Here is a 26,039-nt window from a genome sequence, read left to right as displayed (position 1 = left end):
GCGAATGGGTCGGCTGGACGGTCGCGTTGCGGGCAACCGCACCGAGGAACGTCCGGGCTCCACAGGGCAGGACGGTGGGTAACGCCCACCCGGAGCAATCCGCGAGACAGTGCCACAGAGAGCAGACCGCCACGCGTTCCGACGCGCGGTAAGGGTGAAAGGGTGGAGTAAGAGACCACCGGGGGCCATGGTGACATGGCCCGCCAGGTAAACCTCGTCCGGAGCAAGGTCATACAGAGGATGTTGACGCGGCTCGCCGAGTCCTCGGGTAGACCGCTGGAGCGGCACGGCAACGTGTCGCCGAGAGAGATGGCCGTCGAAGGGGATCCTCGAGAGAGACCCCGGAACAGAACCCGGCGTACAGGCCGGCCCATTCGCCCTGAACGCGAGAAGAGCCCGACCGCCTTGGTCGGGCTCTTCTTCTCTTCGCATGACGGATCAGTCGGCGGCGAGGGATGCGGCGCCGATGATGCCTGCGTTATTGCGGTGGATCGCCGGAATGATGGGCGTCTTCAGCTCGAGCAGCGGCAGGAAATCGCTCGCGTTCTTGGACACTCCGCCGCCGACGACGAACAGGTCGGGGCTGAAGAGGAACTCGATGTGCGCGTAGAACTCCTGCAGGCGGGCCGCCCAGTCGGTCCAGCTGAGCTCCTCGCGGTCGCGAGCCGAGGTTGCCGCCCATTTCTCGACGGAGGTGTGCTCGCCGTAGTTCAGGTGTCCGAGTTCGGTGTTCGGGACCAGGACGCCGTTGTACAGGAAGGCCGAACCGATTCCGGTCCCGAGCGTCGTCAGGATCGTGAGCCCCTCGACATCGCGCGCGGCGCCGTGGCGCACTTCGGCGACACCGGCGGCATCCGCGTCGTTGACGAAGGTGATGTTGCGCCCCAGCTCGTCCTCGAAGAACTTCTCCGCATCGAAGTCGACCCACTTCTGGGAGATGTTCGCGGCGGAGAGCGTCTTGCCGCGCTTCACGATTGCGGGGAAGGCGACGCCGAGGGGGAGTGCCGAGTCTCGCACACCGAGCGTGTCGAGCACCTCGTGCACGGCCGTGAGGACGTCGGAGGGAGCGGCACCCTTCGGCGTGGGCACGCGCACGCGGTCCGATTCGAGGGTTCCTCGACCGAGGTCGACGATGCCCGCCTTGATGCCTGTGCCGCCGATGTCGACGCCGATCGCTTTTGCCATGCGAATAGCCTAGCGAGAGGGGCCTGCGCCGATAGGATCATGACAGGCACTGCTCACGGCGGTGCAGCCATGTCTCACGGGGAGGAATCGTCTATGTCCAGCGACGAGAAGAAGTACTGGTACAACTCCCGAACAGGGGAGGTCGAGCATGGTCTCGTATCGCCCGCCGTCGATCGGATCGGTCCTTTCGACACCTCCGAGGAGGCTGCTCGCGCACCGGAGAAGCTGAAGGAGCGCTCGGCGGCATGGGCCGAGGAAGAAGCCATTGAAGAAGACTGGCCTCGGGCGACCGACGCCAGCGGGAAGTAAAAGCACCTATGGGCATGGACAAGCAACGTGACTTCGTGCTGCGGACGATCGAGGAGCGCGGCGTCAAGTTCGTCCGTCTGTGGTTCACGGATGTCATCGGCACGCTGAAGTCGGTGGCGATCGCTCCGGCCGAGGTCGAGGGCGCCTTCGCCGAGGGCATCGGCTTCGACGGCTCGGCGATCGAGGGTCTGACCCGGACCTACGAATCGGACCTGCTCGCGCAGCCGGACCCGACGACGTTCCAGACTCTGCCATGGCGCGGCGAGATCGACCCGACCGCCCGCATGTTCTGCGATCTGACGACTCCGGACGGCCAGCCCGCGGTCGCGGATCCGCGACACGTCCTCAAGCGCGCCCTTGCGAAGGCCGCGGATGCCGGGTTCACGTTCTACACGCACCCCGAGATCGAGTTCTACCTGCTCAAATCGTCCGTGATCGGCCCCGAGGGCCCGGTCCCCGTCGACTCCGCGGGATATTTCGACAATGTTCCCGGAGGCACCGCGCACGACTTCCGGCGCCGTTCGGTGCGGATGCTGGAAGATCTCGGCATCTCCGTGGAGTACAGCCACCACGAGGGCGGCCCCGGACAGAACGAGATCGATCTGCGCTACGCGGATGCTCTGACGACCGCGGACAACGTGATGACCTTCCGCACGGTGATCAAGGAGGTCGCGATCGAGCAGGGCGTGTACGCGACGTTCATGCCCAAGCCGATGAGCGACCAGCCCGGCAGCGGAATGCACACGCACATGTCTCTGTTCGAGGGCGATCGGAACGCGTTCTGGGAAGAGGGCGCGAAGTACCAGCTCTCTCAGACCGGGCGTCACTTCATCGCGGGCCTTCTCAAGCACGCCAATGAGATCGCCGCCGTCACGAACCAGTTCGTCAACTCGTACAAGCGGCTCTGGGGCGGTGACGAGGCCCCCAGCTTCGTCACGTGGGGGCACACGAACCGTTCGGCGCTCGTGCGGGTTCCGATGTACAAGCCGAACAAGAGCCAGTCCTCGCGCGTCGAGCACCGCGGCCTGGATTCGGCGGCCAACCCGTACCTGGCCTATGCGCTCATGCTCGCCGCCGGTCTCAAGGGGATCGAGAACGAGTACGAGCTTCCGCCCGAGGCTGAGAACAACGTCTGGTCGTTGACCGATGGGGAGCGACGCGCGCTAGGGTATTCCTCGCTGCCGGCGAGCCTCGACCACGCCCTGGAGTACATGGAGCGGTCGGAGCTCGTCGCCGAGACCCTCGGCGAGCAGGTCTTCAACTATGTGCTCCTCAACAAGCGCAAGGAGTGGGAGGCCTACCGCGGGCAGGTCACGCCCTTCGAGCTGAAGAGCAACCTCGAGCTGCTCTGATCCGATGTCGCGTTCGCAGTCGGCTATCTCCCTCTCCGCTCTCGCCCGTTTCGGATTCGACGATCTGCGCGCGGGCGCGCAGGCGCTCGAGGAGCTGTCGGAGCTGATCGGCCAGGACGCCGGCGAAATCCTCGCCGGCGTCTCCGCGGCGGATCCCGACAGCGCAGCCGAGGGCATGATCCGCGTCGCGCGACGCGACCCCGCCGTGCTGCGCGCGCTTCTCGCCGACCCGGAGACCCGGATCATCGTCTGGCGGGTTTTCGGAGCATCCACCGGCTTGGCGGATTTCTTCCTGCGTCACCCGGACCAGCTCTCGATCCTGAACGAGATCGGGCAGCTCGTGCCGAGTGCGCCCGCCTTGGAAGAACGGATGCTGGCAGCGGTGCAGGTCGAGGATGGCTTCGCATCATCCGGCGATGAGAGCGCCTGGGTGTCGCTGCGCGTGGCGTACCGTCGGGCACTCGCCGAGATCGCGGCGATCGACCTGCTGACACCGGAGCCGGAGACGCGGATCGCCGCGGTCTCTGCCGCGCTGGCGGATGCCGCGGGCGCGGCGCTGGAGGCTTCTCTCGCGGTTGCGCGCACGCGGGTGGCGGCATCCTGCTCGCGAGAGGAAGTGGCACTCACCCGACTGTCGATCATCGGCATGGGCAAGGCCGGTGCGCGCGAGCTGAACTACGTCAGCGACGTGGATGTGATCTTCGTCGGCGGAACGGCCGATGAGACACGCCTCAGCGAGGCGCGGGCTATCGACATCGCGACGACTCTCGCCCGGGAGACGATGCGCGGCCTCTCCGGCGTCGAGATCGAACCGCCCCTGTGGGAGGTCGACGCGAACCTGCGCCCGGAGGGCAAGCAGGGGGCTCTCGTGCGCTCCCTCGATTCCCATCTCGCCTATTACGACCGCTGGGCGAAGAGCTGGGAGTTCCAGGCGCTGCTGAAAGCGCGTCCCCTCGCCGGCGACGCCGATCTCGGAGCCGACTACATCGAGGCGGTCCAGCCGAAGGTCTGGTCCAGCGCGGCGCGGGAGAACTTCGTCGAGAGCGTGCAGCGCATGCGGGAGCGGGTCACCGACCACATCGATCCCGACGACGTCCGCCACCAGATCAAGCTGGGTCCCGGTGGGCTCCGCGATATCGAGTTCACCGTGCAGCTCCTGCAACTCGTGCATGGCCTCACCGACCCCGACATCCGCACCCAGGGCACACTCGAAAGCCTCGACGCACTCGTCGCCGGCGGATACATCGGCCGCGAGGATGCCGCGATCTTCGCCGCGGACTACCGCACGCTGCGGCTTCTCGAGCACCGGTTGCAGCTACGCGATCTCAGCCGCACCCACCTCATGCCCCGCACGCCGGAGGGCCTGCGCGTGCTCGCCCGTTCGACGGGGCTGGCCGAGGACGGCGCCGCCATCTGGTCGCTCTGGGAGAGCCTGCGCCGTGAGGTGCGCGACATCCACACCCGGCTCTTCTACCGTCCGCTGCTCAACGCCGTCGCCGAGCTGCCCGAGGACGAGCGAAGCTTCTCGCCGGCACGCGCACGCGACCGTCTCGCCGCGATCGGCTTCCGCGACCCGGCCGGCGCATTGCGCCACATCGGTGCGCTCACGACCGGAATCAGCCGGAAGGTGACCGTGCAACGGCACCTCATGCCCATCATGGTGCGCTGGTTCGCCGACGGCAGCGACCCCGACTACGCGCTCCTCGCATTCCGGCGCATCAGTGAGCGCTTGGGAGATTCGTCCTGGTTCCTGCGGATGCTCCGGGACTCCTCCGGCGCGCTGGAGAACCTCACCAAGCTCCTGTCCTCCTCGCGCTATATAGGCGAGCTCATGGAGTGGATCCCGGAGTCCGTCGCCTGGCTCGATAATCGGGAACTTCTCCGGCCGAAGGGAGCGGACAAGCTGCGCGATGAAGCTCGCGCGATCCGCACGCGGCACGCATCGATCGATTCGGCGCTCACCGCGGTCCGGGCGCTCCGCCGGCGAGAGCTGCTGCGCACGGCGATGGGATCCGTGCTGGGTGTTCTGACGATCGAGGAGATGGCCGAGTCTCTGACGGCGATCACCGACGCCACGATCGATGCCGCGCTGCACGCGGTGCGCCGGAACGTCGTCCCCGCAGAGGACGAAGCCTTCCAGTTCGCGATCATCGGCATGGGCCGTTTCGGTGGTGCCGAACTCGGGTTCGGATCGGATGCCGACATCCTCTACGTCTTCGCAGCGAACGGCGTGGAACCGCAGCGTGCGCAGACGCTCGCCACCCAGATGGTCGCGGGGCTCCGGGAGCACCTGACCGATCATCGTCTTCCTCTGGAGCTGGACGCCGATCTTCGCCCGGAGGGCCGCAAGGGGCCCCTGGTGCGCTCGATGACGGCGTATGCGGAGTACTACCGGCGCTGGTCGGTGTCGTGGGAGGCGCAGGCGCTCCTGCGCGCGCGCGGCGTCGCCGGCAGCGAGGATCTCATCTCCGCATTCATGGGCATGGCGGAGAGCATCCGGTACCCCATGGAGGTCGATCAGCTCGCGGTGCGGGAGATCAAGCGCATCAAGGCGCGCATGGAGGGCGAGCGCCTTCCCCGCGGAGCCGACCCACGGCGGCACCTGAAGCTCGGACCGGGAACGCTCAGCGACGTGGAATGGCTCGTGCAGCTCCTCCAGCTCGAGAACGCCTCTCGCGTCCCGGCGCTGCGCACAACATCGACTCTCGACGCCCTCGAAGCGGCCCGGACGGCCGGACTTCTGGGGAACGAAGAGGCCGAGGTACTGAAGGATGCCTGGCTGCTCTCCAGCCGCCTGCGATCGGCGATCACCCTGCGCACCGGGAAAACGAGCGACATGCTTCCCTGGGACCGTCCGGAGCTCGACGCGATCGCCGACCTGCTCGGCTACCCGGAGAGGTCGGCATCGCTCGTGGAGGAGGACTACCTGCGCGTCACCCGCCGGTCTCGGCGCGTGTTCGAGCAGCTCTTCTACAGATGAGTTGCGCCGATCGTGCCGCTGGCCCAGGCTGAGCACATGAGCGACACGAGTATCGGGATCATCTGGAACCCTTCCAAGACGGATGCGGCTCTTCTGCGCGATGCGGTCGATAAGACCTTCGGGAATGCGGCGGAGGGAATCCGCTGGTGGGAGACGAGCGTCGACGACCCGGGCACCGGCATGGCGCAGGAAGCCGTCGAAGCCGGCTGCGGCACGGTCGTCGCCGTGGGCGGCGATGGGACCGTTCGCGCGGTCGCCGAGGCTCTGGCGGGAACGGGCGTCTCCCTCGGGATCGTGCCGCGCGGTACGGGTAATCTGCTGGCACGCAACCTCGCTGTCCCGCTGGACGACCTGGCGGGTGCGCTCGCACGCATCGCGGCGGACGAATCCACGGCGATCGACCTCGGCTGGGTCAGTCTCGACGACGGCCCCGAGCACGCCTTCGCTGTGATGGTCGGATTCGGCATCGATGCCCAGATGCTCTCGGAGACCGACGACGACCTCAAGGACCGCGCCGGATGGCTGGCCTACGTCGAGGCGATGGGACGGGCGATGGCCGGCACCGAGATGACGGACATCGTGCTCGAGATCGACGGCGATGAGCCTCAGGATGTGCGTGGACACACCATGATCATCGGCAACTGCGGCATGATCCAGGGCGGACTCCGCCTGCTTCCCGATGCCCGACTCGATGACGGGATGCTGGACCTGCTGCTGGTGAGCTCCGACGGGGCCCTGCAATGGCTCGAGACCGTGCGCTCGGTCGTCTGGGACAACGGCATCCTGCGGCGTCTCACCGGTGGCGACAAGGCCGTCAGCACGGAATCGACTCGTCACCTCACCGCCGAGAGCCTGCGCGTGCAGCTGGCGAGCCCGCTGACGTTCGAGATCGACGGCGAAGAGCTCGGCGACGTCTCGACGATCGCCGTGCGCGTGCAGGCAGCTGCGCTGCAGGTGTTGTGACGCCGCGCGCCGGAAACGCGGAAGAGGCCGCCCCTGAACGGGACGGCCTCTTCCTTCTGCCTCTTTCGGATCAGACTCCGAAGTAGAGCTCGAACTCGAACGGGTGCGGACGCTGCGCGATCGGCAGGATCTCGTTCTCCATCTTGTAGGAGATCCAGGTCTCGATGAGCTCCTCGGTGAACACGCCGCCCTCGAGCAGGAACTGGTGGTCCTCTCGGAGTGCCTCGAGCGAGTCGAGGAGCGAGTTCGGCACCTGCGGGATGTTCTTGGCCTCCTCGGGGGGAAGCTCGTAGAGATCCTTGTCGATCGGCTCGAGCGGCTCGATGCGGTTCTTGATGCCGTCGAGACCGGCCATGAGCTGAGCGGCGAAGGCCAGGTACGGGTTGCTCGAGGCATCCGGAACGCGGAACTCGATGCGCTTCGCCTTCGGGTTGGATCCCGTGAGCGGGATGCGGATGGCGGCGGAGCGGTTGCCGGCCGAGTAGGCCAGGTTCACCGGAGCCTCGAAGCCCTTCACCAGGCGGTGGTAGCTGTTCAGCGACGGGTTCGTGAAGGCGAGAACGGCGTTGGCGTGCTTGAGCAGACCGCCGATGTACCAGCGGGCGATGTCGCTCAGCTGGCCATAGCCGGCCTCATCGTAGAACAGGGGCTTGCCCTCGCTCCACAGAGACTGGTGCGTGTGCATCCCCGAGCCGTTGTCGCCGTAGAGCGGCTTCGGCATGAAAGTGACGGTCTTGCCCCACTGCTCGGCCGTGTTCTTGATGATGTACTTGAACTTCAGGATGTCGTCGGCCGCGTGCACCATGGTGTCGAAGCGGTAGTTGATCTCCTGCTGACCACCCGTGCCGACCTCGTGGTGCGAGCGCTCGAGAGCGAAGCCCGCGTCGATGAGGTTGAGGGTCATGTCATCGCGGAGATCCGCAGTCTTGTCGACCGGGGCGACGGGGAAGTATCCGCCCTTGAACGGCGTCTTGTTGCCGAGGTTGCCGCCCTCCTCCTCGCGTGCCGTGTTCCATGCGCCCTCTTCGGAGTCGACGCTGTAGAAGCTCTGGTTCGCCGTGGTCGAGTAACGCACATCATCGAAGATGTAGAACTCCGCCTCGGGGGCGAAGAACGCGGTGTCGGCGATGCCGGTCGAGGCGAGGTACTTCTCCGCCTTCTTCGCGACCTGGCGCGGGTCCTTCGAATAGATCTCGCCCGTGCGCGGGTTGTAGATGTCGAAGATCATGACGAGCGTCGTGGCTTCGCGGAACTGATCGATGTAGGCGGTCGTCACATCGGGGATCAGCTGCATGTCCGACTCGTGGATGCTGGCGAACCCGCGGATGGAGGAGCCGTCGAACAGCTGCCCTTCCGTGAAGAAGTCCTCGTCGACCGTGGAAGCCGGGATGTTGAAGTGCTGCTGCACGCCGGGCAGATCGGTGAACCGGATGTCAAGGAACTTGACGTCGTTCTCCTTGATGTAGCTCAGCACTTCGGACGAATCGGTGAACATGTATCACTCCTGGATGATTCGGGATCGCGGCCTTGAGGCCTTCATGAAGACTAGGCACGCGGGATTACTCGGCCGTGTCCTCTTTGTTTCAGCCATGTTACAGAGCCTCGGTAGGATAGAGGCGTGACGGATGCTGAAAACTCATACCCTGGCGAACGTCTCGGTCTCCCCGAAACCGGCCCCGGAAGCATCGGCCGGGCCGGTCGTCGCATCGGCGCTCTGCTCATCGACTACGCCGCTGCGACCATCATCGCCACCGGATTCTTCGGCTACGACCAGTTCGCACTGCCGGGAGAAGCGGGCGCGTCGCTGTTCACGCCGATGCTCGTCTTCGCCGCACTTCAGATCATCTTCATCCCCACGATCGGCGGCAGCCCCGGGCACCGCATCCTCGGAATGCGCATCGTGCTGCTGAACGGCCGATGGGTGGGGCTGTGGCGGCCGATCATCCGCACGGCTCTGCTCGTCTTCGTCATTCCCGCGGTCATCTGGGACCCGGACCAGCGCGGTCTGCACGACAAGATCGTCGGCACCGTGCTCATCCGCGCCTGAGGGCCGGATCAGTCGCGTCCGCGGTTGCGCCGTCGCGCATCTTTCGGGGCTCGCCCGCCGAGGAAGGAGCGCGCCGGATCCACGATGAAGCCGCGTCGGAGCGCCTCACGGCCGATCAGCATGCGGAAGCCCATCTCATCGCGATTGCTCAGGGTGACCTCCGACACCACGAGGCGCCCGACGAGCCGGATCGCCAGCAGCACCACGATGCGCTCCTCGGAGTGGCCCGAGGAGCTGCGAATGCTGCGCCGGTCGTGCACCGGGCACTCGACGATGCGGGAATCAGCATCCGAGTTCTGCCAGGGATTGACTCGGAAACGGACCCAGTCCTCGCCCTCGCGCTCGAAGGCCTCGATGTCGAAGGCGTGCAGAGACGAAGTGCGCGCGCCCGTGTCGATCTTGGCCTTGATCCAATCGATACCGGCATCGGGCAGGGACACCCACTCACGCCACCCCGTAAGAGTGTTTGAATGAGATGTCATAACCACGAAATCCATTTTGGCAGGAGAATCCCGTGAAGCTCGCCGTGCTCTCCCGTGCGCCCCACGCCTACTCCACCCAGCGCCTCCGCGCCGCAGCCATCCAACGCGGCCACGATGTCAAAGTGCTCAATACGCTGAAGTTCGCCATCGACCTCACCGGTGATGAACCCGATCTGCACTTCCGGGGCAAGCAGTTGAGCGACTACGACGCGATCCTGCCTCGGATCGGCAGCTCGATCACCTACTTCGGCACGGCCGTGGTCCGCCAGTTCGAGCAGATGGACGTATACACGCCCAATACCGCCAACGGCATCTCCAGCGCGCGAGACAAGCTCCGGGCGAACCAGATCCTCTCGCGCCATAACATCGCGATGCCGCCCACCGCGTTCGTGCGCAACCGTGCCGACGTGCGCCCGGCCATCGAGCGCGTCGGCGGGGCACCCGTCGTCATCAAACTCCTCGAGGGCACGCAGGGGATCGGCGTGATCCTCGCCCCGCAGGTCAAAGTGGCCGAGGCCATCATCGAGACTCTGCACTCGACGAAGCAGAACGTGCTCATCCAGAAGTTCATCTCGGAGAGCCGAGGACGCGACATCCGCGCACTGGTCGTCGGAGACCGGGTCGTCGCAGCGATGCGCCGCTCCGCGGCCGGCGACGAATTCCGCTCCAACGTGCATCGCGGCGGCAGCGTCGAGGGCGTGCAACTGGACCCCGCCTATGAGCGAGCGGCTGTGCGGTCCGCTCAGATCATGGGCCTGCGCGTGGCCGGCGTCGACATGCTCGAAGGCGATGACGGCCCGCTCGTCATGGAGGTGAACTCCTCGCCGGGACTGCAGGGGATCGAGCAGGCGACCAATCTCGACGTCGCCGGCGCGATCATCGACTACATCGCCGGACAGGTCGGATTCCCGGAGATCGACGTGCGTCAACGCCTGACGGTGTCGACGGGATACGGCGTCGCTGAATTGCTCGTTCACAACGCGGCCGAGCTCGTCGGTCGGTCCCTGGGGGAGTCCGGGCTCTGGGAACGGGACATCACTGTGCTCACGCTGCACCGCGGCACGATGGTCATCCCCAACCCCCGTAAGCACGTCGTCCTCGAAGCGGATGACCGCCTGCTGTGCTTCGGCAAGCTGGAGGAGATGCGCTCGATGATCCCCGAACGCCGACGTCGACGCGCCAAGGTCCGCCGCCTCCCGAAGGAGCCGCTCAGCTGATGACGAAGGCCGGTCCCCGCGGGGGAACCGGCCTTCGTCTTTCGTGAGGCTTTCGATCAACGCGGTCGCTGTGCGCGCACGCGGTTCGGATCGATTCCCTTCGGGATCGGAAGCGAGGTGACGGACTGCGAGACGGAGTCCACACGGCGGATGACAGCGGCCATCGTCGTCTTGTCGATCGCCTTGGGAAGCTTCTTGATGGTCTTCGCGAGCTCGGAGATGTGGACCTCGTCGTCGCCGTGGCCGACGTAGTACACATTGACCGGAACGCCGTGGGCGACGCGCTGCGCCTTGGTGCGCTCCTCGTTGACCAGACGCGTGAGACGGCCCCGCGCGCCCTCGCCCACGATCACGATCCCGCCGCGGCCGATGGCGCGGTAGACGGCCTCCTGGGTCTTCGGGTTGATTCCGACGGGAGTGTCGGATGCCTGCCACGAGCGTCCGAGGCTGGAGCTCATGACGTGACCTGCGGCACCGGGCATGCCGTCGATCTTGATGTACATCGCGCGCGTCGACAGACGCGTCATGAGGAAGAGTGAGCCGAGCACGCCGACCATGAGACCCGTGATGCCCCAGAGGACCAGCGTCCATACCTGGAACGGCGGGATGAGATAGCCGATGATGAGCCCGATGAGGATCGCGCCGACGAGGATCGCGATCTGGGCCCAGGGCAACCAGGGGTACTGCTCACGCGTGAACCGGAACAGGGACTTGATCTGGGAGAAGAACCCCTGACGCTTTTCGGGTTCTGGAGCACGCTTAGCCATAGGTATAAGACTACCGAGTCGGAGAGGGGAGGATGTGCGCGTTCGCGTGGGGCGCACTCGCTCTGCACCGTCACCGCGTCGGCGTCGTTCGTCCCCAGCCGGCGGAAGAGCGTTCTCGGTGATATCGCGGATGACCTCAGATGGAGGACATGGCAGAATCGCAGACCGCATCGGAACGTGCAGCACTCGTGCCGGGGGCGCACCGTGTGATCAGGGCGCTGGAGGGCTCTGAAGGGCCATTTCGTGGGAGGCTCCTGACCTCCGGGGATGCTGTGGTCGTCGGCGTCGCCGCAGAGGAGCTCGAAGCGTGGCCGGGCTGGGAGTTCTCCGGCGAGGACCATGTGTGCGGCGTATCGGATGTGCTGCGCCGTCCAGATGGGCACGATGCGCTGGTGCCGTGGTGCGTACACCGGGTGGAGACGTTCCTCGGGAAGCGTCGCGTCGCCCAGTGCCTGCTCGCGCCGGGGGAGATGGGGACGCTCGTGGTCAGCCTGCTGCGCGGCCTCCGGGCGCTGGGGGCCGCGGATGCGACGGCCGTGGGGGACTGGTGGATCACGGCCGAGGGGCGTCCGGTTTTCGCCCATGGGGACGGAGCCGGGGCACGGATGCGCACGGGCCAGCTCATGGTGAAGATCGCGGAGCATACGACGGATCGTTCGAGTCAGCGGATCCTCGAGGAGATCATCACGGCGCTGGGCGGGAGCCGTCACCGCATCGATGACGATTCCCGCTGGGAATCCGAACTGTTCTCGACCGCGGCGCCGCGCCCGCTGCGCCTCGACGTCTTCGGCCCCGAACGAGCCGCGGATCTGGGGGTCCCCGGGTGGGGTGATCTCGTCGTCACGGACAACGCCCGGGCGTCACGGCAAGCTCTTCGGCAAGAGCGGTCCAGAGACGATGGGGCCAGGGGCTCGCGCGCCCTGTGGGCGGCTGCTCGAGGGCGTGCGATGGCGCTGACAGCAGTCCTGGCGCGTTCGCGCGACCAGCGCCGAGAGGCGCAGCCGAACCGCTCAGAACGCGCATCTGTGGGCCATGGCAGACGGCGTTCGTTGATTCTTGCGGGGGTTCTCGCCGTCGGAGTCCTGACGGTGGGGCTGGCGTGGCCGCAGGCTGACCCCGATGATCCGAATACGCGCATATCGGCACCGGAAAAGCTGCTCCCAGCCGTCGACGAGGACGAGTCCCTTGAGATCGGCGAGAGCGGCGCGCAGGAACAGGAGAAGAGCCCGGCACCCGTCGGGAAGCCGGGCGCGACGGAGGGACACGGAGAGCTCATGACGACACTGCCCGCTCTTCTCTCTGCGCTCCACGAGTGCCGGGAGACGGGGGAGACCTCATGTTCAGCGGCCATCGCGGAGGGCTCGACGATGCCGATGCAGGGACTCGCGACGCGGGGGCCGGCAGCGAGCAGCCCGAGTCTCGTCGACGATTACGGAGATGTCGCCGTCGTGCGGCTGACTCCCCTCGATCCGGGATCAGCGGAAACGGATGCCGTGGCGGAGGTGGCCGAACAGATGCTCGTTCTCGAGCGCAGAGACGAGAAATGGCTGGTGCGCGACGTCTATGACGTCGCGCACCAGCCAGAATAACTCGTCGGAGATCAGGCTCCGAGGTCGGCGGCGAAGTTCGCCGCCTCGAGACGAGCCTTGACCGCGCCCAGGAAGCGGGCGGCATCCGCACCATCGATGATGCGGTGGTCGTAGGACAGCGCCAGGTAGACGTACGAACGGACGGCGATCGCATCCACGCCATCGACCTTGACCAGGCCCGGACGCTTGACGACCGTTCCTGTGCCGAGGATCGCGGACTGCGGCAGGAATACCACCGGCGTGTCGAACAGCGCGCCGCGCGAGCCGGTGTTCGTCAGCGTGAAGGTTCCGCCGGCGAGCTCGTCGGGCTTCAGCTTGTTGTCGCGGGTGCGGGCGGCGAGGTCGGCGATCTCGTGAGCGATCTCGGCGATGTTCTTCGATGCCGCGTCGCGCAGGACCGGTGTGAGAAGGCCGCGCTCGGTGTCAACCGCGATCGACACGTTCTCGGTGGCCGGGTAGACGATGTTCTCGCCCTCGACCGTCGAGTTGATGATCGGGAACGCGCGCAACGCCTCGGCCGCGGCCAGGGCGAAGAACGGCAGGAAGGACAGCTTGTCACCGGTCTTCTGCAGGAACTCTGCCTTGACGCTGTCGCGGTAGGCGGCGAGCGTCGTGACGTCGACCTCGACGACCGTCGTCAGCTGAGCGGTCTGCTGCATGGACTCGACCGCACGCTTGGCGAGGACCTTGCGCAGGCGCGACATCGGCTGGGTCGTGCCGCGCAGCGGCGAGACCTCGAGCGGAGCCGGCGCGGGAGCGGCCGCTGCGGCGGGTGCGGAGGCGCCTGCGGAGGCAGCGGCGAGGACGTCTTCCTTGCGGATGCGTCCCCCGACACCCGAGCCGTTCACCGTGGCGAGGTCGACGCCCTGCTGAGCAGCGAGGCGGCGCACGAGCGGGGTGACGTAGATGCTGTCGTTGCTCTCGGCGGCCTGAGCCTCAGCCGCGGCAGGTGCGGCCGGAGCGGGAGCCGGTGCAGCTGCGGGAGCCTGTGCCGGAGCCGGAGCCGGAGCCGGAGCGGCAGGAGCGGGAGCAGGAGCCGGAGCGGCAGGTGCCGGGGCTGCCGCGGGAGCGCCGGAGCCGACACGTGCGAGCACGCTGCCGACCTCGATGGTCTCGTCTTCAGCGGCCAGGATCTCCTGCAGAATGCCGGCGACCGGCGAGGGGATCTCGGTGTCGACCTTGTCGGTCGAGATCTCCAGGAGGGGCTCGTCGACGGCGATCTCGTCGCCGATGGCCTTCAGCCAGCGGGTGACGGTGCCCTCGGTCACGCTCTCGCCCAGCTCGGGGAGGACGATGTCGGTGGCGTCGCCGGCCGGCGCAGCGGCTGCGGGAGCAGCAGCGGGAGCCGGGGCAGCCTCAGGCGCGGCGGGCGCAGCTGCGGGCGCGGGGGCCGCAGCGGGCTCCTCCGCAGCGGGAGCGGCGGCGGAGCCGTCGCCGATCCGGGCCAGGAGAGCGCCGACCTCGACGGTCTCGTCCTCGGCGACCAGGATCTCTTCGATAACGCCGCTGACCGGCGAGGGGATCTCGGTATCGACCTTGTCGGTCGAGATCTCGAGCAGGCCCTCGTCCGCCTGAACGGTGTCTCCCACCTGCTTCAGCCAGCGGGTGACCGTACCCTCTGTGACGCTCTCACCGAGAGCGGGGAGGACCACGGATGTGCTCATGACGGAGTCTCCTTCAAGAATGTTTATGACTAGTTCAGCTTACTGACACTGACACCGGTTGGTGGTCAGAGTGCGTGCAATGGTTTTCCTGCAAGGGCGAGAAAAGCCTCGCCCAGCGCTTCGCTCTGCGTGGGATGCGCATGTATGAGCGGAGCGATGTCTTCCGGATGGGCTTCCCATGCCACGGCGAGTTGCCCCTCGGTGATGAGTTCACCGACGCGGTCGCCGAGGAGGTGCACCCCGATGATCGGACCGTTCTTGAGTCGCACGACCTTCACGACGCCGCTCGTTCCGATGATTTCGCTCTTGCCGTTGCCGGCGAGGCTGTACTCGTAGGAGTCGACCGCTTCAGCACCGTGCTCGGCGCGGGCTGCTTTCTCCGTGAGACCGACCGAGGCGACCTCCGGATTGGAGTACGTGATCTTGGGAATCTGCGATTCGGGCACCGGTACGGGGGAGAGCCCGGCGATTCTCTCGGCAACGGCGATTCCCTGAAGGAATCCCCGGTGGGCGAGCTGCAGCCCGGGGACGATGTCGCCGACGGCCCAGACGCCGGGGGCGCTCGTGCGCAACATGTCGTCGACAGCGACGAATCCTCGCTCGACGGCGACTCCGGCCTCTTCGAGGCCGAGATCCGCCGTCGCGGGGCCGCGTCCGACGGCGACGAGGAGGTAATCCCCCGTGTGAGTCGTGCCGTTCTCCAGCGTGACGGTTACGCTCGTGTCGTCCTGAACGGCGGTTTGGAAACGGGTTCCGAGCTCGTAGCGGATGCCGCGACGACGGAAAGCCCGCTCGAGGCCCTTGCTCAGGGTCTCATCCTCATTGGGGACGAGATGGTCGAGGCCTTCGATGATCGTGACCTCGGCGCCGAAGGAGCGCCAGACGCTGGCGAACTCGACGCCGATGACGCCTCCCCCCAGGATGAGGACGCGTTCGGGGATCTCGTCGAGCGCCAGGGCCTGTTCACTCGTGATGATCCGGCCGTTGATCTCCAGGTCGGGCAGCGAACGGCTGTATGACCCGGTCGCGAGGATGACGTCTGGTGCAGTGTACGTTTCGTTGCCGACCTGCACAGCGTGGTCGGCGGTGAGAGTTCCGCTGCCGCTGACCACAGTGATGCCTCGGGCCTTGATCAGGCCTTCGAGCCCCGCGAACTTCTTCGCGACGATCTTTTCGCGGTAGGTGCGAACCCCCGCAGCGTCCACGCCCTCCAGCGAGGCGAGGACCCCGACGGACGCGGCCGATCGCACGTGGTCTGCGACCTCCGCCGCATGCAGCAGAGCCTTCGTCGGGATGCAGCCTCGATGCAGGCATGTGCCGCCGAGTTTGTCCTTCTCGATTAGCGCGACCGACTTGCCGAGCTCGGCGGCGCGCAGCGCTGCGGCGTAGCCGCCGCTGCCGCCGCCGAGGATGACGATGTCGAACGTGTGCGCTGCCATCATGCGCCCGGGATGCTCGCCTCGGCGAGGGCGACCAGGGAGCGGACCGTCGCTCCGGTGGGCCCCTTGTCGGTGTAGCCGTACGGTGCGCTGCCGTGCTCGGCGGAGCCGGCGACGTCGAGGTGCACCCAGGGGATGCGCGGTGCGTCATCGCCATCGCCGGTGCGGCCGATGAAGCGCTGCAGGAACAGGCCCGCGTACATCGAGCCACCGGCGCGATCGCCCATATTGGCGTTCTGCATGTCGGCGATCGGCGAGTCGAGCGTGTCTTCCATGTACTCCGGGAGCGGGAGAGCCCAGGCCGGCTCGCCGGCGGTCCGTGCGGCCTCGAGATACTCGGCGACCGTTGCGTCGTCACCCATGACACCGGTGTGGCGGTGGCCGAGGGCGACGAGGATCGCACCCGTGAGAGTTGCGACATCGACGATCACATCGGGGTTCTCACGGCTCGCGGCGACCAGGCCATCCGCCAGGACGAGGCGGCCTTCGGCGTCGGTGTTGAGGACTTCCACGGTGGTGCCGTCGAGCATGCGCAGGACGTCGCCAGGGCGCGTGGCCTTGCCCGAGGGCATGTTGTCGGTGATGCACATCCACGCGGTCACGCGGACGGGCAACTGCAGCGCGGCGATCGCACGGATCGCGGCGAGCACGGTGGCCGAACCGGCCATGTCGAACTTCATGCCGACCATTGATGCCGCGGGCTTCAGGGAGAGCCCGCCGGTGTCGAACGTGATGCCCTTGCCCACGAGGGCGATGTGACGGCCGGATCCGGCCGGGGCGTATTCGAGACGCACCACGCGCGGTGCGCGGTCGGAGCCCTGTGCGACGCCGAGGACGCCGCCGAAGCCCTGCTCCGCGAGGTCCTTCTCATCCAGCACTTCGACGCTGATGTCTGTGCCGGACACGGCGTCCACGGCGCTCTGAGCGAGGTCTGCGGGGCTCTGCCACTCGGCGGGGGTGTTGACGAGGTCCTTGACGAGGGCGAGCGCATCGCCGAGCACGCGGGCGCGATCGGTCGCGGCATCCGTCAACGAATCGCTGTGAACGGTGACCTGCGCGGCGCGGGGCTTACCCGGCTTCGCCCGGTACCCCTCGAAGCGGTATCCGCCGAAGACGGCTCCTTCAGCAGCGGCCGCCGCGTGCTCGTCCAGGCCCGCGGCCAGCGCGAGGGAGACGTGCTCGAAGCCGGTCAGCGTGCGCAACGCCGTGCCGGCCGCTTCGCGGACAGCACCGGCATCCGGCGCGGAACCGACCCCGACGACGGCGAATGCTCCGGTCGCGACGGCGGGCAGATGCACGCGGGCGAACGCGGAGGCGGCGCCGGTGAAGCCGATGGAGTCGAGGATCTCCGCGAGTCCGGGATAGGCCTGGAGCGCCTCGGGGAACACGGTCGTGTCCGGAACGATGAGCACTGCTGCGTCGGCAGCGCTAGCGGGGAAGTTTTCAGTGCTGTGCGAGAGCGCGGGAAGCGTCATGCCTCCATCCTAGGTGCGTCGTGGCTCTCGCCGGCCCGTTGTGTTCGCTGTCAGCATGTCGGCGCCGCGTCCCCGACTGCCACAGGCTCGTAGCATGGATGTATGCCCGAACACGGAAATCTTCATGAGCGCGTCGCCAATGCACCCGACGTTCCCTCGGGGCTGCCGCTGGTCATTCTGTTGACCGGTTTCACTGACGCGGGCTCTGCGGTGTCCGGCCTGATCGAGCACTTGCGCGAGGTCACCGACCCCCAGCCGATCGTCGTGTTCGACAACGACCGGCTTCTGGACTACCGGGCGCGCCGTCCGATCTTCACCTTCGAGCACGATCATCTGAGCGAGTACCGCCCGGCCCGGCTGGAGCTGTCCCTCGCACACGACGCTCTCGGCCAGCAGTTCCTCCTGCTCTCCGGGTACGAGCCGGATTTCTCCTGGGAGGCCTTCACCGCCGCCGTCCTCGATCTTTCGACGGAGCTCGGCACATCCGGCGTCACCTGGGTCCATTCGATCGCGATGCCTGTCCCGCACACCCGCCCCATCAGCACCACGGTCAGCGGCAACAGCAAGGAGATCGCCGCATCCGTTTCGGTGTGGCGTCCGCGCACGCAGCTCCCGGCGACGGCCGGCCATCTCCTCGAGTACCGATTCTCCGAACGGGGCGATCGAGTGGTCGGGTTCGTCCTCCTCGTGCCGCATTATCTGGCCGAGACCGAGAATCCCGAGGCCGTCATCGCCGCAGCCGATCGGATCATGGGCTCTACGGGAATCGTCCTCGGTCTCGATGAATTGCGCGAACAGCGCTTGGAGTTCCTCGCGAAGGTGAATGAACAGGTCGACAGCAACGATGAGCTGCGTCAGATGATCCAGACGCTGGAAGGGCGATACGACGCCTATATGGCGGGGCGCGATCCGGACGCCGGTGATGATGGCGGCTTCGATGAGCGCGATCTGCCGAGCGCTGACGAGCTCGCAGCGGAGTTGGAGCGCTATCTCGCGACGCGTCCCCGGGGCGACGAGGACAAGCGTCCGCACTCATGACGTCACAGGATGCGCCCTTCCGGTCCATCCTGTGACATACTGGGTGTCTGACCCGTTGTCAATGACCCCGCCGCAAGGCTGGAGACTTGACAAGGGTCTTACTAGTGTCCGAAATGTCCCGGAGCGGCGTGCCGCTCCGTGAAAGGCGAAACGTGACTCCTGCCGCGACCAAGAACACCCGGACGACGAAGGCGAAAACCGACCCCGAGGCCGTAGAGACCGAGGCTGCTGACGCAGAGAAGCCCGCCGCGGCGAAGAAGCCTGCGGCGAAGAAGGCGACGACCGCGAAGAAGCCTGCTGCGAAGAAGGCTCCGGCGAAGCGCAAGAAGGCTTCCGACGACGATCTGCTCGAGGGCGACTCCGCAGATGCGGAAGCAGCTCCCGAGGAGACCGAAGAGGAGGAAGCGAAGAAGCCCGAGTTCACCGAGCCTCTTCCCACCGGCGCCATCGTCCTCACCTCCAAGGATGAGGACGACGTCCCCGTCTACTCGACCCAAATCACCGGCGCGACCGCCGACCCGGTCAAGGACTACCTGAAGCAGATCGGAAAGGTCGCGCTGCTGAACGCGGCCGAAGAGGTCGAGCTCGCCATGCGCATCGAGGCCGGTCTGTTCGCCGAGGAGAAGCTCTCAGCGATGTCCGCCGCTGAGAAGACCAGTCAGCTCGGGCTCGACCTGCAGTGGGTGGCCCGTGACGGACAGCGCGCGAAGAGCCACCTGCTCGGCGCGAACCTCCGTCTCGTCGTCTCGCTCGCCAAGCGCTACACCGGCCGCGGCATGCAGTTCCTGGACCTGATCCAGGAGGGCAACCTCGGCCTCATCCGCGCGGTCGAGAAATTCGACTACACCAAGGGCTTCAAGTTCTCGACCTACGCCACTTGGTGGATCCGTCAGGCCATCACGCGCGCCATGGCCGACCAGGCCCGCACGATCCGTATTCCCGTGCACATGGTCGAGGTCATCAACAAGCTCGCCCGCGTTCAGCGCCAGATGCTCCAGGACCTGGGCCGCGAGCCCACCCCCGAAGAGCTCAGCCGCGAGCTCGACATGACGCCCGAGAAGGTCGTCGAAGTGCAGAAGTACGGCCGTGAGCCCATCTCGCTGCACACGCCCCTCGGCGAGGACGGCGACAGCGAGTTCGGTGACCTCATCGAGGACACCGAGGCGGTCGTCCCGGCGGATGCCGTCGGCTTCACGATGCTGCAGCGCCAGCTCGAGCAGCTGCTCGACTCGCTCTCCGAGCGCGAGGCGGGCGTGATCCGTATGCGCTTCGGTCTGGGCGATGGACAGCCGAAGACGCTCGACCAGATCGGTGACACGTTCGGCGTGACGCGTGAGCGCATCCGTCAGATCGAGTCGAAGACGATGGCGAAGCTGCGCCACCCGAGCCGTTCGCAGTCGCTGCGGGACTACCTCGAATGATGCAGGCGAATGACGGAAAGGCGCTCGAGACGCGCGTCGACGGCACTCGTTATGCCCGCCTTCCGCTGCGCACGCGCGTGGTGATGCCCGGTGACGATCTCGACGAGATCATCACCGAGTACGCGTCCGGCTCGGTACAAGCCGGAGACCTGCTCTTCGTGACCGAGAAGATCGTCGCGATCACCCAGGGGCGCTCGTACCGTCTCGATGAGATCCAGCCTCGCAAGCTCGCGCTGTTCCTGTCGAAGTACGTCACACGCACCCCGTACGGGATCGGCCTCGGCATGCCCGAGACGATGGAGATGGCTCTGCGCGAGTGCGGCACGCCGCGGATCCTGTTCGCCGCGGCCGTCGCCGCTGTGACGAAGGCATTCGGTCGCAAGGGCGACTTCTACCGCATCGCGGGGGACAAGGCCCGAGCGATCGACGGCCCGACCTCGGGCACCATCCCGCCGTACAACCAGGCTGTCGTGCTGGGGCCGGAGCGACCGAACGAAGTCGCCGCTCATGTCAAGGAGATCATCGGCGGGATCGCCGATGTGGCGGTCGTCGACATCAACGATCTCGGCGGCAACATCCTGGGCTCGACCCTCGACAAGCCCGGCGAGGAGCGCCTTCTGAAGGTCCTCGGCGACAACCCGCTGGGCCAGGGCCACCAGTCGACCCCGATGGGGATCGTCCGCGCGGTCTGAGAGATCTATGAGAAAGGGTCCGGATGCTGAGCATCCGGACCCTTTCTCGTCGCCTCGCAAGAGGCGGCGTGATCGGCTCAGAAGCCGATGACCTCCTGATAACGGGGCTTGTGCCCGGTGCGGATGCCGCTGACGCTCGGCTTGTTCTCGTAGACGCCGCAGCCCCAGTTGCCCTCGACGAGAACCGGCCCGTCGGGGGAGACGACGATGTCCCATCCCACGTACTGAACCTGGGGCACTACGCGGGCGATGTCGTCGATGAAGGCGCGAACCTTTTCCATGTGCGGCAGCTGGAACTCGGCGATCGGGAAATCGGTGTCGGGGTGCTTCTCGTAGACATGGCCGTGCGAGTCGTAGCCGGCGCTCTTCGCGCGCCCGTTCTCGTCGAGCATCGTGTAGAAGCCGCCGAAACTCATCTGGTCGCTCACCTCACCGCGCCCGAACTTCTGAGCCATGGCGAGGATATGGGCCTTCTCTCCATCGAAGAATGCGGTGATGCGGGTGGTGTTGACCGTGCCCGGGCAGACCGCCGCAAGATCCTCATGCTGGCGGATGACCTCTTCGATGAGGAACTCTCCGCGGGAGAGGAGACCGGCGTGGAACTCGTCCCAGTCGGTGACATCGGCGGCGTGATAACGGTGGACGCCGAGACCGGCGACGCCGATAGGCTCCTTCGTGACGATCGTTCCCTGTCGCTCGGTGAAGGCGCGGACCTCATCGGCGTTGCCCTCATCGACGATCATCCATTCGCGGTTGAGGAACGTCGAGAAGCGCTTGTCGAATTCGATCTTGTCCTGGAAGATCCCTCGGTAATCGGGGTGGTCGTACTTCTGCGAAAGCTCGTTGGAGACCGGGTGCGTCATGAATGTCGACCGCTCTTCGCGGGTGAGCATGGCGAAGTCGTAGTCGATGTAGTCCTGGAAGCCCACGTTGCGCCGTGCGGCGGACCAGAGCATGTCGACGACGACGGCCGGAACGGCCTTGCCGTGCTGCTCAGAGGCTTCTTTCGCGCGCTCGACGACCGAGGCGACATCGATGCGGCGAGCACGGGCGAGAAGGTACTTGACGCGCGGGACGAGAGAAAGACGTGACATTGTGCTCCGGAGGTTGGGGACACCTCCAGTCTACGGGGCGGCGGCCTCGCGGAGCCGGGAGCGGCGATAGTGTGGAGAACGTGCACCAGATCCCATCCAGCGCCGCTCCTCGGGCGGTGCTGTCACGGTCGGCGCTGCGGGCCTCGGCTTCGACGGCCCTCGCCGGGGGAGGTCGAATCGCCGATCTTCGCCGCGACGCGCACGGCCACGGACTCCTGCCGGTAGCACGCGCGGTGATCGATGCGGGCGCCGAGCGCGTCCTCGTCGACGGGCCCGCCGAGATCGCTCAGCTCGCGCAGCATGCACTCCCGGCGACGGATGTCGGGACGGTCGACATCGACTCCCACCTCCTCTACGGGATCCCCGGGCAGGGAGCATCCGTCCCTCTGCCTCCGCTGCGTCTTCTCGGCCGCGTCATGTCGACCAAGCAGCTGCGCGCCGGCGACGGCGTCTCCTACGGGTACACCTACCGCGCGGTCTCCCCCCACCGCATCGCACTCGTCACAGGCGGCTACGCCCAGGGCATCGTCCGCGCGCTGGGGAACCGAGCCGCCGTCGAGATCGGCGGCGTCATGCGCCCCATCATCGGCCGTGTCGCAATGGACGTGTGCGTCGTCGATCTCGGAGAGAGTCGGGCCGAGGTCGGGCAGCCGGCGACCTTCTTCGGAGGATCGGGCCCTGCCCGAAGCGCTCTAGCGGAGTGGGCCGACGTCACCGGTCTCACTGCGGCAGAGCTGATGACGGTCGCCGCCAGCCACGCGATCCACGAGGAGGAGGACTGATGGGCCCGGCCCTGCACCTGTCGACGCGGACCTTCGCCGCGAACATCGAGGCGGTCCGTGCGCGGATCGCCCCATCACAGCTACTCCTCGTGATGAAGGACGATGCTTATGGGCACGGGCTGAGCTGGGCGGTCCCCGCGGCTCTCACCGCCGGGGTCAGCTGGTTCGGCTCCTACGACATCGCTGCAGGCCTGCGGATCCGCGAGCTGTCGAGCGATGCGCCCGCCCGCATCTTCTCCTGGGCGACCTCCACCCCAGACGAGGTCGAGCACGCGCTCGAGGCCTCACTCGACCTCGGTGTCGGCACCGTCGACTATCTGGCGCTCATCGTCGAAGCCTCGCGCCGCACGGGATCGGTCGCCCGGGTGCACCTCAAGATCGACACCGGTTTGAACCGCAACGGGGTCCGCCGCGAGGACTGGGGCGAGTTCGTCTCCGCCGCCAGAGCCGCCGAGCGCAGCGGCGCGATCCGCATCAGCGGAGTCTGGAGCCACCTCTCCGAGGCGAGCGATGACGAGGACGACGCTTCACAGCAGATCTTCCTGGACTCCATCGATGCGATCGAGTCCAGCGGGCCGGCTCTCGAGCACCGGCACCTCACGGCATCGGCCGCCTCCTGGTGGCGGCCGGAGCTGCGCGGCACGCTCAGCCGGATCGGCGCCTTCTGCTACGGCATCCGCTCCGCCGACGGCCCGGACCTCGACGGTATCCGCCCGGCCGCCCGGCTGAGCGCCTCCGTCCTGGAGATCCGCGCCGACCACGTCGTCATCGATCTGGGTTCCTTCGACGGCGTCCCCTCATCTCTCGCCGGCAGCAAGGTCGGTACGCCCGCAGGTCCTCGTGCCATGAGCGCACTCGGGCCCATGACATCGCAGGTGGAGGCCTGGCCGGGAGCGGAGATCGGGGACGAGGTCTGGATCTTCGGCTCCGGCGAGAACGGCGAGGACACAGCCACGGCTCTCGCCGAGAGCATCGATACCGTCGGCGAAGAAATGATCACCCGCCTCACCTCACGGGTGAGACGGGTGATCGAAGACTGATCCGGTGCGGTCAGACGGCGTCGACGAGACGGGCCGTCTCATCGTGCCAACTCGTGGCCACGCTGCGCAGCTTCTCTTCGTACTTGCGGCCGTGGTGGGCGCAGAACAGAAGCTCCGAGCCATTCACCTCGGCGGCGATGTAGGCCTGGGCGCCGCAGGAATCGCAGCGATCCACCGCGGTCAGACGGTACTCGACTGCGGAGGTCTCACGTTCGGTCGTGGCGTTCATCTCGGTGCCTCCTCGGGTATCGGCGTCCGGTCGTAATGTGCTCAATACAACCATGATCCCGGGTGAGTCATGCCCGGAAAGCGGTGTGTTTCGCTCACGGCTTACCCCGGTTCGCTCTGCGGCGCGCTCTCGGGGAGTGTCTGAGCCGTTCGACGTTCGCCGACGAATAGAATCGAGGATTGTGACCGCCGAGTATTCCGCCCATCATCTGCAGGTCCTTGAAGGACTCGAAGCAGTCCGCAAGCGTCCCGGCATGTACATCGGCTCGAACGGGTCGCCGGGCCTCATGCACTGCCTCTGGGAGATCATCGACAACTCCGTCGACGAGGCGGTCGCCGGCAATGGATCGAAGATCATCATCATCCTGCATGCCGACGGCAGCGTCGAGGTGCACGACCGCGGTCGCGGCATCCCCGTCGATGTCGAGCCGCGCACGGGTCTGACGGGCGTCGAGGTGGTCTTTACGAAGCTGCACGCCGGCGGCAAGTTCGGCGGTGGCTCCTATGCCGCTTCCGGTGGCCTGCACGGCGTCGGCGCATCCGTCGTCAACGCGCTCTCGGAACGTCTCGACGTCGAGGTCGACCGCGGTGGCAAGACCTATGCCATGTCCTTCCACCGGGGCGAGCCCGGCACTTTCCAGGACTCGGGCGAGAAGCGTCCGGATGCCCCGTTCTCGCCCTTCGAGAAGAGCAGCGCGCTGTCCGTGGTCGGCAAGGCGAAGCGCGGCGTCACCGGTACCCGCGTGCGCTACTGGGCCGACCGCCAGATCTTCACGAAGGATGCGTCCTTCCAGCTGAACGAGCTCGAGACGCGCGCACGGCAGACGGCGTTCCTCGTCCCGGGGCTGGAGATCGTCATCCGCGATGAGCGCGGTGAGGAACCGGTGGAGACCTCGTATCACTACGAGGGCGGCATCTCGGAGTTCGTCGAGTTCCTCGCCTCGGACGCTCCGATCACCGACACGTGGCGGATCCAGGGGGAGGGCACCTTTCGCGAGACGGTTCCCGTGCTCCAGGCGGACGGCACGATGGCATCGACCGAGGTCGAGCGGCGCTGCGCCGTCGATCTCGCTCTGCGCTGGGGGACCGGGTACGAAACCACCATCCGCTCCTTCGTCAACATCATCGCCACACCCAAGGGCGGAACGCACCAGCAGGGGTTCGAGCAGGAGCTGCTGAAGGTCCTCCGCTCGCAGATCGATCAGAACGCGCGCCGACTCAAAGTCGGCGCGAACGACAAGATCGAGAAGGACGATGTCCTCGCCGGGCTGACGGCTGTCCTCACCGTCGAAGTCCCCGAGCCGCAGTTCGAAGGACAGACCAAGGAAGTGCTCGGCACGCCGGCTGTGCGCCAGATCGTCGCCCAGGTGCTGCGCAAGGAGCTCGGCGCACGATTCTCTTCGACCAAGCGCGACGATAAGAATCAGGCCGCGCAGCTCATGGAGAAGGTCGTCTCCGAGATGAAGGCGCGAGTCTCGGCGCGGGCCCACAAGGAGACCCAGCGCCGCAAGAACGCGCTCGAGTCGTCGTCGCTTCCGGTCAAGCTCGTGGATTGCCGTGCGCACGACGTCGAGCGCAGCGAGCTGTTCATCGTCGAGGGAGACTCGGCGCTGGGAACAGCGCGGCGCGCGCGCGACAGCGAGATCCAGGCGCTGCTGCCGATCCGAGGCAAAATCCTCAACGTGCAGCGCGCCTCGATCGGAGACATGCTCTCCAATGCTGAGTGCGCGGCGATCATCCAGACGATCGGCGCCGGTTCCGGCCGAACCTTCGACATCTCCGCGGCCCGTTACGGGAAGATCATCCTGATGAGCGATGCCGACGTCGACGGCGCGCACATCCGTACGCTTTTGCTCACGCTCTTCTTCCGCTACATGCGCCCTCTGATCGAAGCGGGTCGCGTCTACGCCGCTGTACCGCCGCTGCACCGGGTGATCGTGATGAATCCGGGCTCGAAGCCGAACGAGACGATCTACACCTATTCCGAGCAGGAGCTGCATGCCCTGCTGGCGAAGCTTCGCAAATCGAATAAGCGCTGGCATGAGCCGATCCAGCGGTACAAGGGCCTGGGCGAGATGGACGCCGATCAGCTGGCTTCGACCACCATGGACCGCTCCGGTCGTCTTCTGCGCCGCGTGCGCATGGAGGATGCTGAGGAAGCCGGCCGCGTATTCGAGCTGCTGATGGGCAACGAAGTCGCTCCGCGACGAGAATTCATCGTGGAGTCTTCCGATCAGCTCTCGCGTGAGGCGATCGACGCCTGACCACGGCGCAG

Annotated in this window: 22 protein-coding genes and 1 other RNA gene; 14 read left to right on the top strand and 9 right to left on the bottom strand. The window is 66.7% G+C overall.

Annotation, left to right across the window (positions count from 1 at the left end; genetic code table 11):
- Positions 1 to 5 precede the first annotated feature (5 nt).
- Positions 6 to 377, top strand: an RNA gene (rnpB, locus tag Q0Z66_RS00745) — RNase P RNA component class A.
- Positions 378 to 438: 61 nt separating this feature from the next.
- Here rnpB and ppgK read toward each other — a convergent pair.
- Positions 439 to 1,185 (bottom strand): polyphosphate--glucose phosphotransferase, encoded by a 747-nt coding sequence (gene ppgK / locus Q0Z66_RS00740; protein ID WP_298036469.1) that lies wholly within the window; start codon positions 1,183 to 1,185, stop codon positions 439 to 441.
- A 93-nt stretch (positions 1,186 to 1,278) separates the two neighbouring features.
- Here ppgK and Q0Z66_RS00735 point away from each other — a divergent pair, with 93 nt between their 5' ends.
- Genes Q0Z66_RS00735 through Q0Z66_RS00720 form a run of 4 tightly spaced genes read left to right on the top strand, consistent with a single transcriptional unit; the run spans position 1,279 to position 6,789 of the window.
- Positions 1,279 to 1,494, top strand: a complete 216-nt coding sequence (locus tag Q0Z66_RS00735) for an SPOR domain-containing protein (protein ID WP_298036466.1) — start codon at positions 1,279 to 1,281, stop codon at positions 1,492 to 1,494.
- 14 nt (positions 1,495 to 1,508) lie between these two features.
- On the top strand, positions 1,509 to 2,846 hold the full coding sequence (locus Q0Z66_RS00730) for a glutamine synthetase family protein (protein ID WP_298036464.1): 1,338 nt from the start codon (positions 1,509 to 1,511) through the stop codon (positions 2,844 to 2,846).
- A 4-nt stretch (positions 2,847 to 2,850) separates the two neighbouring features.
- Positions 2,851 to 5,826, top strand: coding sequence for a bifunctional [glutamine synthetase] adenylyltransferase/[glutamine synthetase]-adenylyl-L-tyrosine phosphorylase (locus Q0Z66_RS00725; RefSeq protein WP_298036461.1), 2,976 nt, complete (start codon positions 2,851 to 2,853; stop codon positions 5,824 to 5,826).
- Positions 5,827 to 5,862: 36 nt separating this feature from the next.
- Positions 5,863 to 6,789, top strand: a complete 927-nt coding sequence (locus tag Q0Z66_RS00720; protein WP_298036458.1) for a diacylglycerol kinase family protein — start codon at positions 5,863 to 5,865, stop codon at positions 6,787 to 6,789.
- A 70-nt stretch (positions 6,790 to 6,859) separates the two neighbouring features.
- Here the strand turns inward: Q0Z66_RS00720 and glnA are convergent, their stop codons facing one another.
- On the bottom strand, positions 6,860 to 8,284 hold the full coding sequence (gene glnA / locus Q0Z66_RS00715; protein WP_298036457.1) for a type I glutamate--ammonia ligase: 1,425 nt from the start codon (positions 8,282 to 8,284) through the stop codon (positions 6,860 to 6,862).
- A gap of 123 nt (positions 8,285 to 8,407) precedes the next feature.
- On the opposite strand from glnA, the gene Q0Z66_RS00710 reads away from it, so the two are divergent.
- Complete coding sequence (locus tag Q0Z66_RS00710) at positions 8,408 to 8,836, top strand: RDD family protein (protein WP_298036455.1); 429 nt, start codon at positions 8,408 to 8,410, stop codon at positions 8,834 to 8,836.
- Between the two features lie 8 nt (positions 8,837 to 8,844).
- On the opposite strand, the gene Q0Z66_RS00705 is transcribed toward Q0Z66_RS00710, so the two are convergent.
- Positions 8,845 to 9,318: an ATP-dependent zinc protease gene (locus Q0Z66_RS00705; protein WP_298036452.1), complete on the bottom strand. Its 474-nt coding sequence runs from the start codon at positions 9,316 to 9,318 to the stop codon at positions 8,845 to 8,847.
- A 32-nt stretch (positions 9,319 to 9,350) separates the two neighbouring features.
- Here Q0Z66_RS00705 and Q0Z66_RS00700 point away from each other — a divergent pair, with 32 nt between their 5' ends.
- Positions 9,351 to 10,535, top strand: coding sequence for a RimK family alpha-L-glutamate ligase (locus tag Q0Z66_RS00700; RefSeq protein WP_298036450.1), 1,185 nt, complete (start codon positions 9,351 to 9,353; stop codon positions 10,533 to 10,535).
- Between the two features lie 56 nt (positions 10,536 to 10,591).
- Here Q0Z66_RS00700 and Q0Z66_RS00695 read toward each other — a convergent pair whose 3' ends face one another.
- Complete coding sequence (locus Q0Z66_RS00695; protein ID WP_298036448.1) at positions 10,592 to 11,302, bottom strand: DUF4191 domain-containing protein; 711 nt, start codon at positions 11,300 to 11,302, stop codon at positions 10,592 to 10,594.
- Positions 11,303 to 11,451: 149 nt separating this feature from the next.
- On the opposite strand from Q0Z66_RS00695, the gene Q0Z66_RS00690 reads away from it, so the two are divergent.
- Positions 11,452 to 12,891, top strand: a complete 1,440-nt coding sequence (locus Q0Z66_RS00690; protein WP_298036446.1) for a hypothetical protein — start codon at positions 11,452 to 11,454, stop codon at positions 12,889 to 12,891.
- Between the two features lie 11 nt (positions 12,892 to 12,902).
- Here Q0Z66_RS00690 and sucB read toward each other — a convergent pair whose 3' ends face one another.
- The 3 genes from sucB to Q0Z66_RS00675 all read right to left on the bottom strand — a co-directional run bounded on the left by sucB (position 12,903) and on the right by Q0Z66_RS00675 (position 17,469).
- On the bottom strand, positions 12,903 to 14,555 hold the full coding sequence (gene sucB, locus Q0Z66_RS00685; protein WP_298036445.1) for a 2-oxoglutarate dehydrogenase, E2 component, dihydrolipoamide succinyltransferase: 1,653 nt from the start codon (positions 14,553 to 14,555) through the stop codon (positions 12,903 to 12,905).
- Positions 14,556 to 14,620: 65 nt separating this feature from the next.
- Entirely contained in the window at positions 14,621 to 15,994 is a 1,374-nt protein-coding gene (gene lpdA, locus Q0Z66_RS00680) for a dihydrolipoyl dehydrogenase (RefSeq protein WP_298036716.1), read from the bottom strand.
- On the bottom strand, positions 15,994 to 17,469 hold the full coding sequence (locus Q0Z66_RS00675) for a leucyl aminopeptidase (RefSeq protein ID WP_298036442.1): 1,476 nt from the start codon (positions 17,467 to 17,469) through the stop codon (positions 15,994 to 15,996). The genes lpdA and Q0Z66_RS00675 overlap by 1 nt, the downstream gene beginning before the upstream one ends.
- Before the next feature lie 102 nt (positions 17,470 to 17,571).
- Between Q0Z66_RS00675 and Q0Z66_RS00670 the strand changes: the two genes are divergently transcribed.
- From Q0Z66_RS00670 to Q0Z66_RS00660, 3 genes are all read left to right on the top strand, one after another.
- Complete coding sequence (locus Q0Z66_RS00670; RefSeq protein ID WP_298036441.1) at positions 17,572 to 18,507, top strand: proteasome assembly chaperone family protein; 936 nt, start codon at positions 17,572 to 17,574, stop codon at positions 18,505 to 18,507.
- Positions 18,508 to 18,659: 152 nt separating this feature from the next.
- The gene (locus Q0Z66_RS00665; protein ID WP_298036439.1) at positions 18,660 to 19,928 is read left to right on the top strand and encodes an RNA polymerase sigma factor; all 1,269 of its coding nucleotides are present in this window, start codon (positions 18,660 to 18,662) and stop codon (positions 19,926 to 19,928) included.
- Positions 19,925 to 20,620, top strand: a complete 696-nt coding sequence (locus Q0Z66_RS00660) for a coenzyme F420-0:L-glutamate ligase (protein ID WP_298036437.1) — start codon at positions 19,925 to 19,927, stop codon at positions 20,618 to 20,620. Before Q0Z66_RS00665 ends, Q0Z66_RS00660 begins: the two co-directional genes overlap by 4 nt.
- Before the next feature lie 77 nt (positions 20,621 to 20,697).
- Here the strand turns inward: Q0Z66_RS00660 and Q0Z66_RS00655 are convergent, their stop codons facing one another.
- A complete protein-coding gene (locus Q0Z66_RS00655) occupies positions 20,698 to 21,714 on the bottom strand; it encodes a sugar-transfer associated ATP-grasp domain-containing protein (protein WP_298036434.1) in 1,017 nt (338 codons plus the stop codon).
- Positions 21,715 to 21,794: 80 nt separating this feature from the next.
- Here Q0Z66_RS00655 and Q0Z66_RS00650 point away from each other — a divergent pair, with 80 nt between their 5' ends.
- The gene (locus Q0Z66_RS00650; protein WP_298036431.1) at positions 21,795 to 22,496 is read left to right on the top strand and encodes an alanine racemase C-terminal domain-containing protein; all 702 of its coding nucleotides are present in this window, start codon (positions 21,795 to 21,797) and stop codon (positions 22,494 to 22,496) included.
- Positions 22,496 to 23,536: an alanine racemase gene (locus Q0Z66_RS00645; protein WP_298036428.1), complete on the top strand. Its 1,041-nt coding sequence runs from the start codon at positions 22,496 to 22,498 to the stop codon at positions 23,534 to 23,536. The genes Q0Z66_RS00650 and Q0Z66_RS00645 overlap by 1 nt, the downstream gene beginning before the upstream one ends.
- A 10-nt stretch (positions 23,537 to 23,546) precedes the next feature.
- Here Q0Z66_RS00645 and Q0Z66_RS00640 read toward each other — a convergent pair whose 3' ends face one another.
- On the bottom strand, positions 23,547 to 23,765 hold the full coding sequence (locus Q0Z66_RS00640; protein ID WP_298036426.1) for a hypothetical protein: 219 nt from the start codon (positions 23,763 to 23,765) through the stop codon (positions 23,547 to 23,549).
- A gap of 178 nt (positions 23,766 to 23,943) precedes the next feature.
- On the opposite strand from Q0Z66_RS00640, the gene Q0Z66_RS00635 reads away from it, so the two are divergent.
- Positions 23,944 to 26,028, top strand: coding sequence for a DNA topoisomerase IV subunit B (locus Q0Z66_RS00635; RefSeq protein ID WP_298036713.1), 2,085 nt, complete (start codon positions 23,944 to 23,946; stop codon positions 26,026 to 26,028).
- Positions 26,029 to 26,039 lie beyond the last annotated feature (11 nt).

Origin of the sequence: uncultured Microbacterium sp. (genome assembly GCF_947632095.1) — a bacterium.
GTDB lineage: Bacteria > Actinomycetota > Actinomycetes > Actinomycetales > Microbacteriaceae > Microbacterium.
Note: the sequence above shows the minus strand (reverse complement) of the source record. Positions and strands in the feature narration are given on the sequence as shown.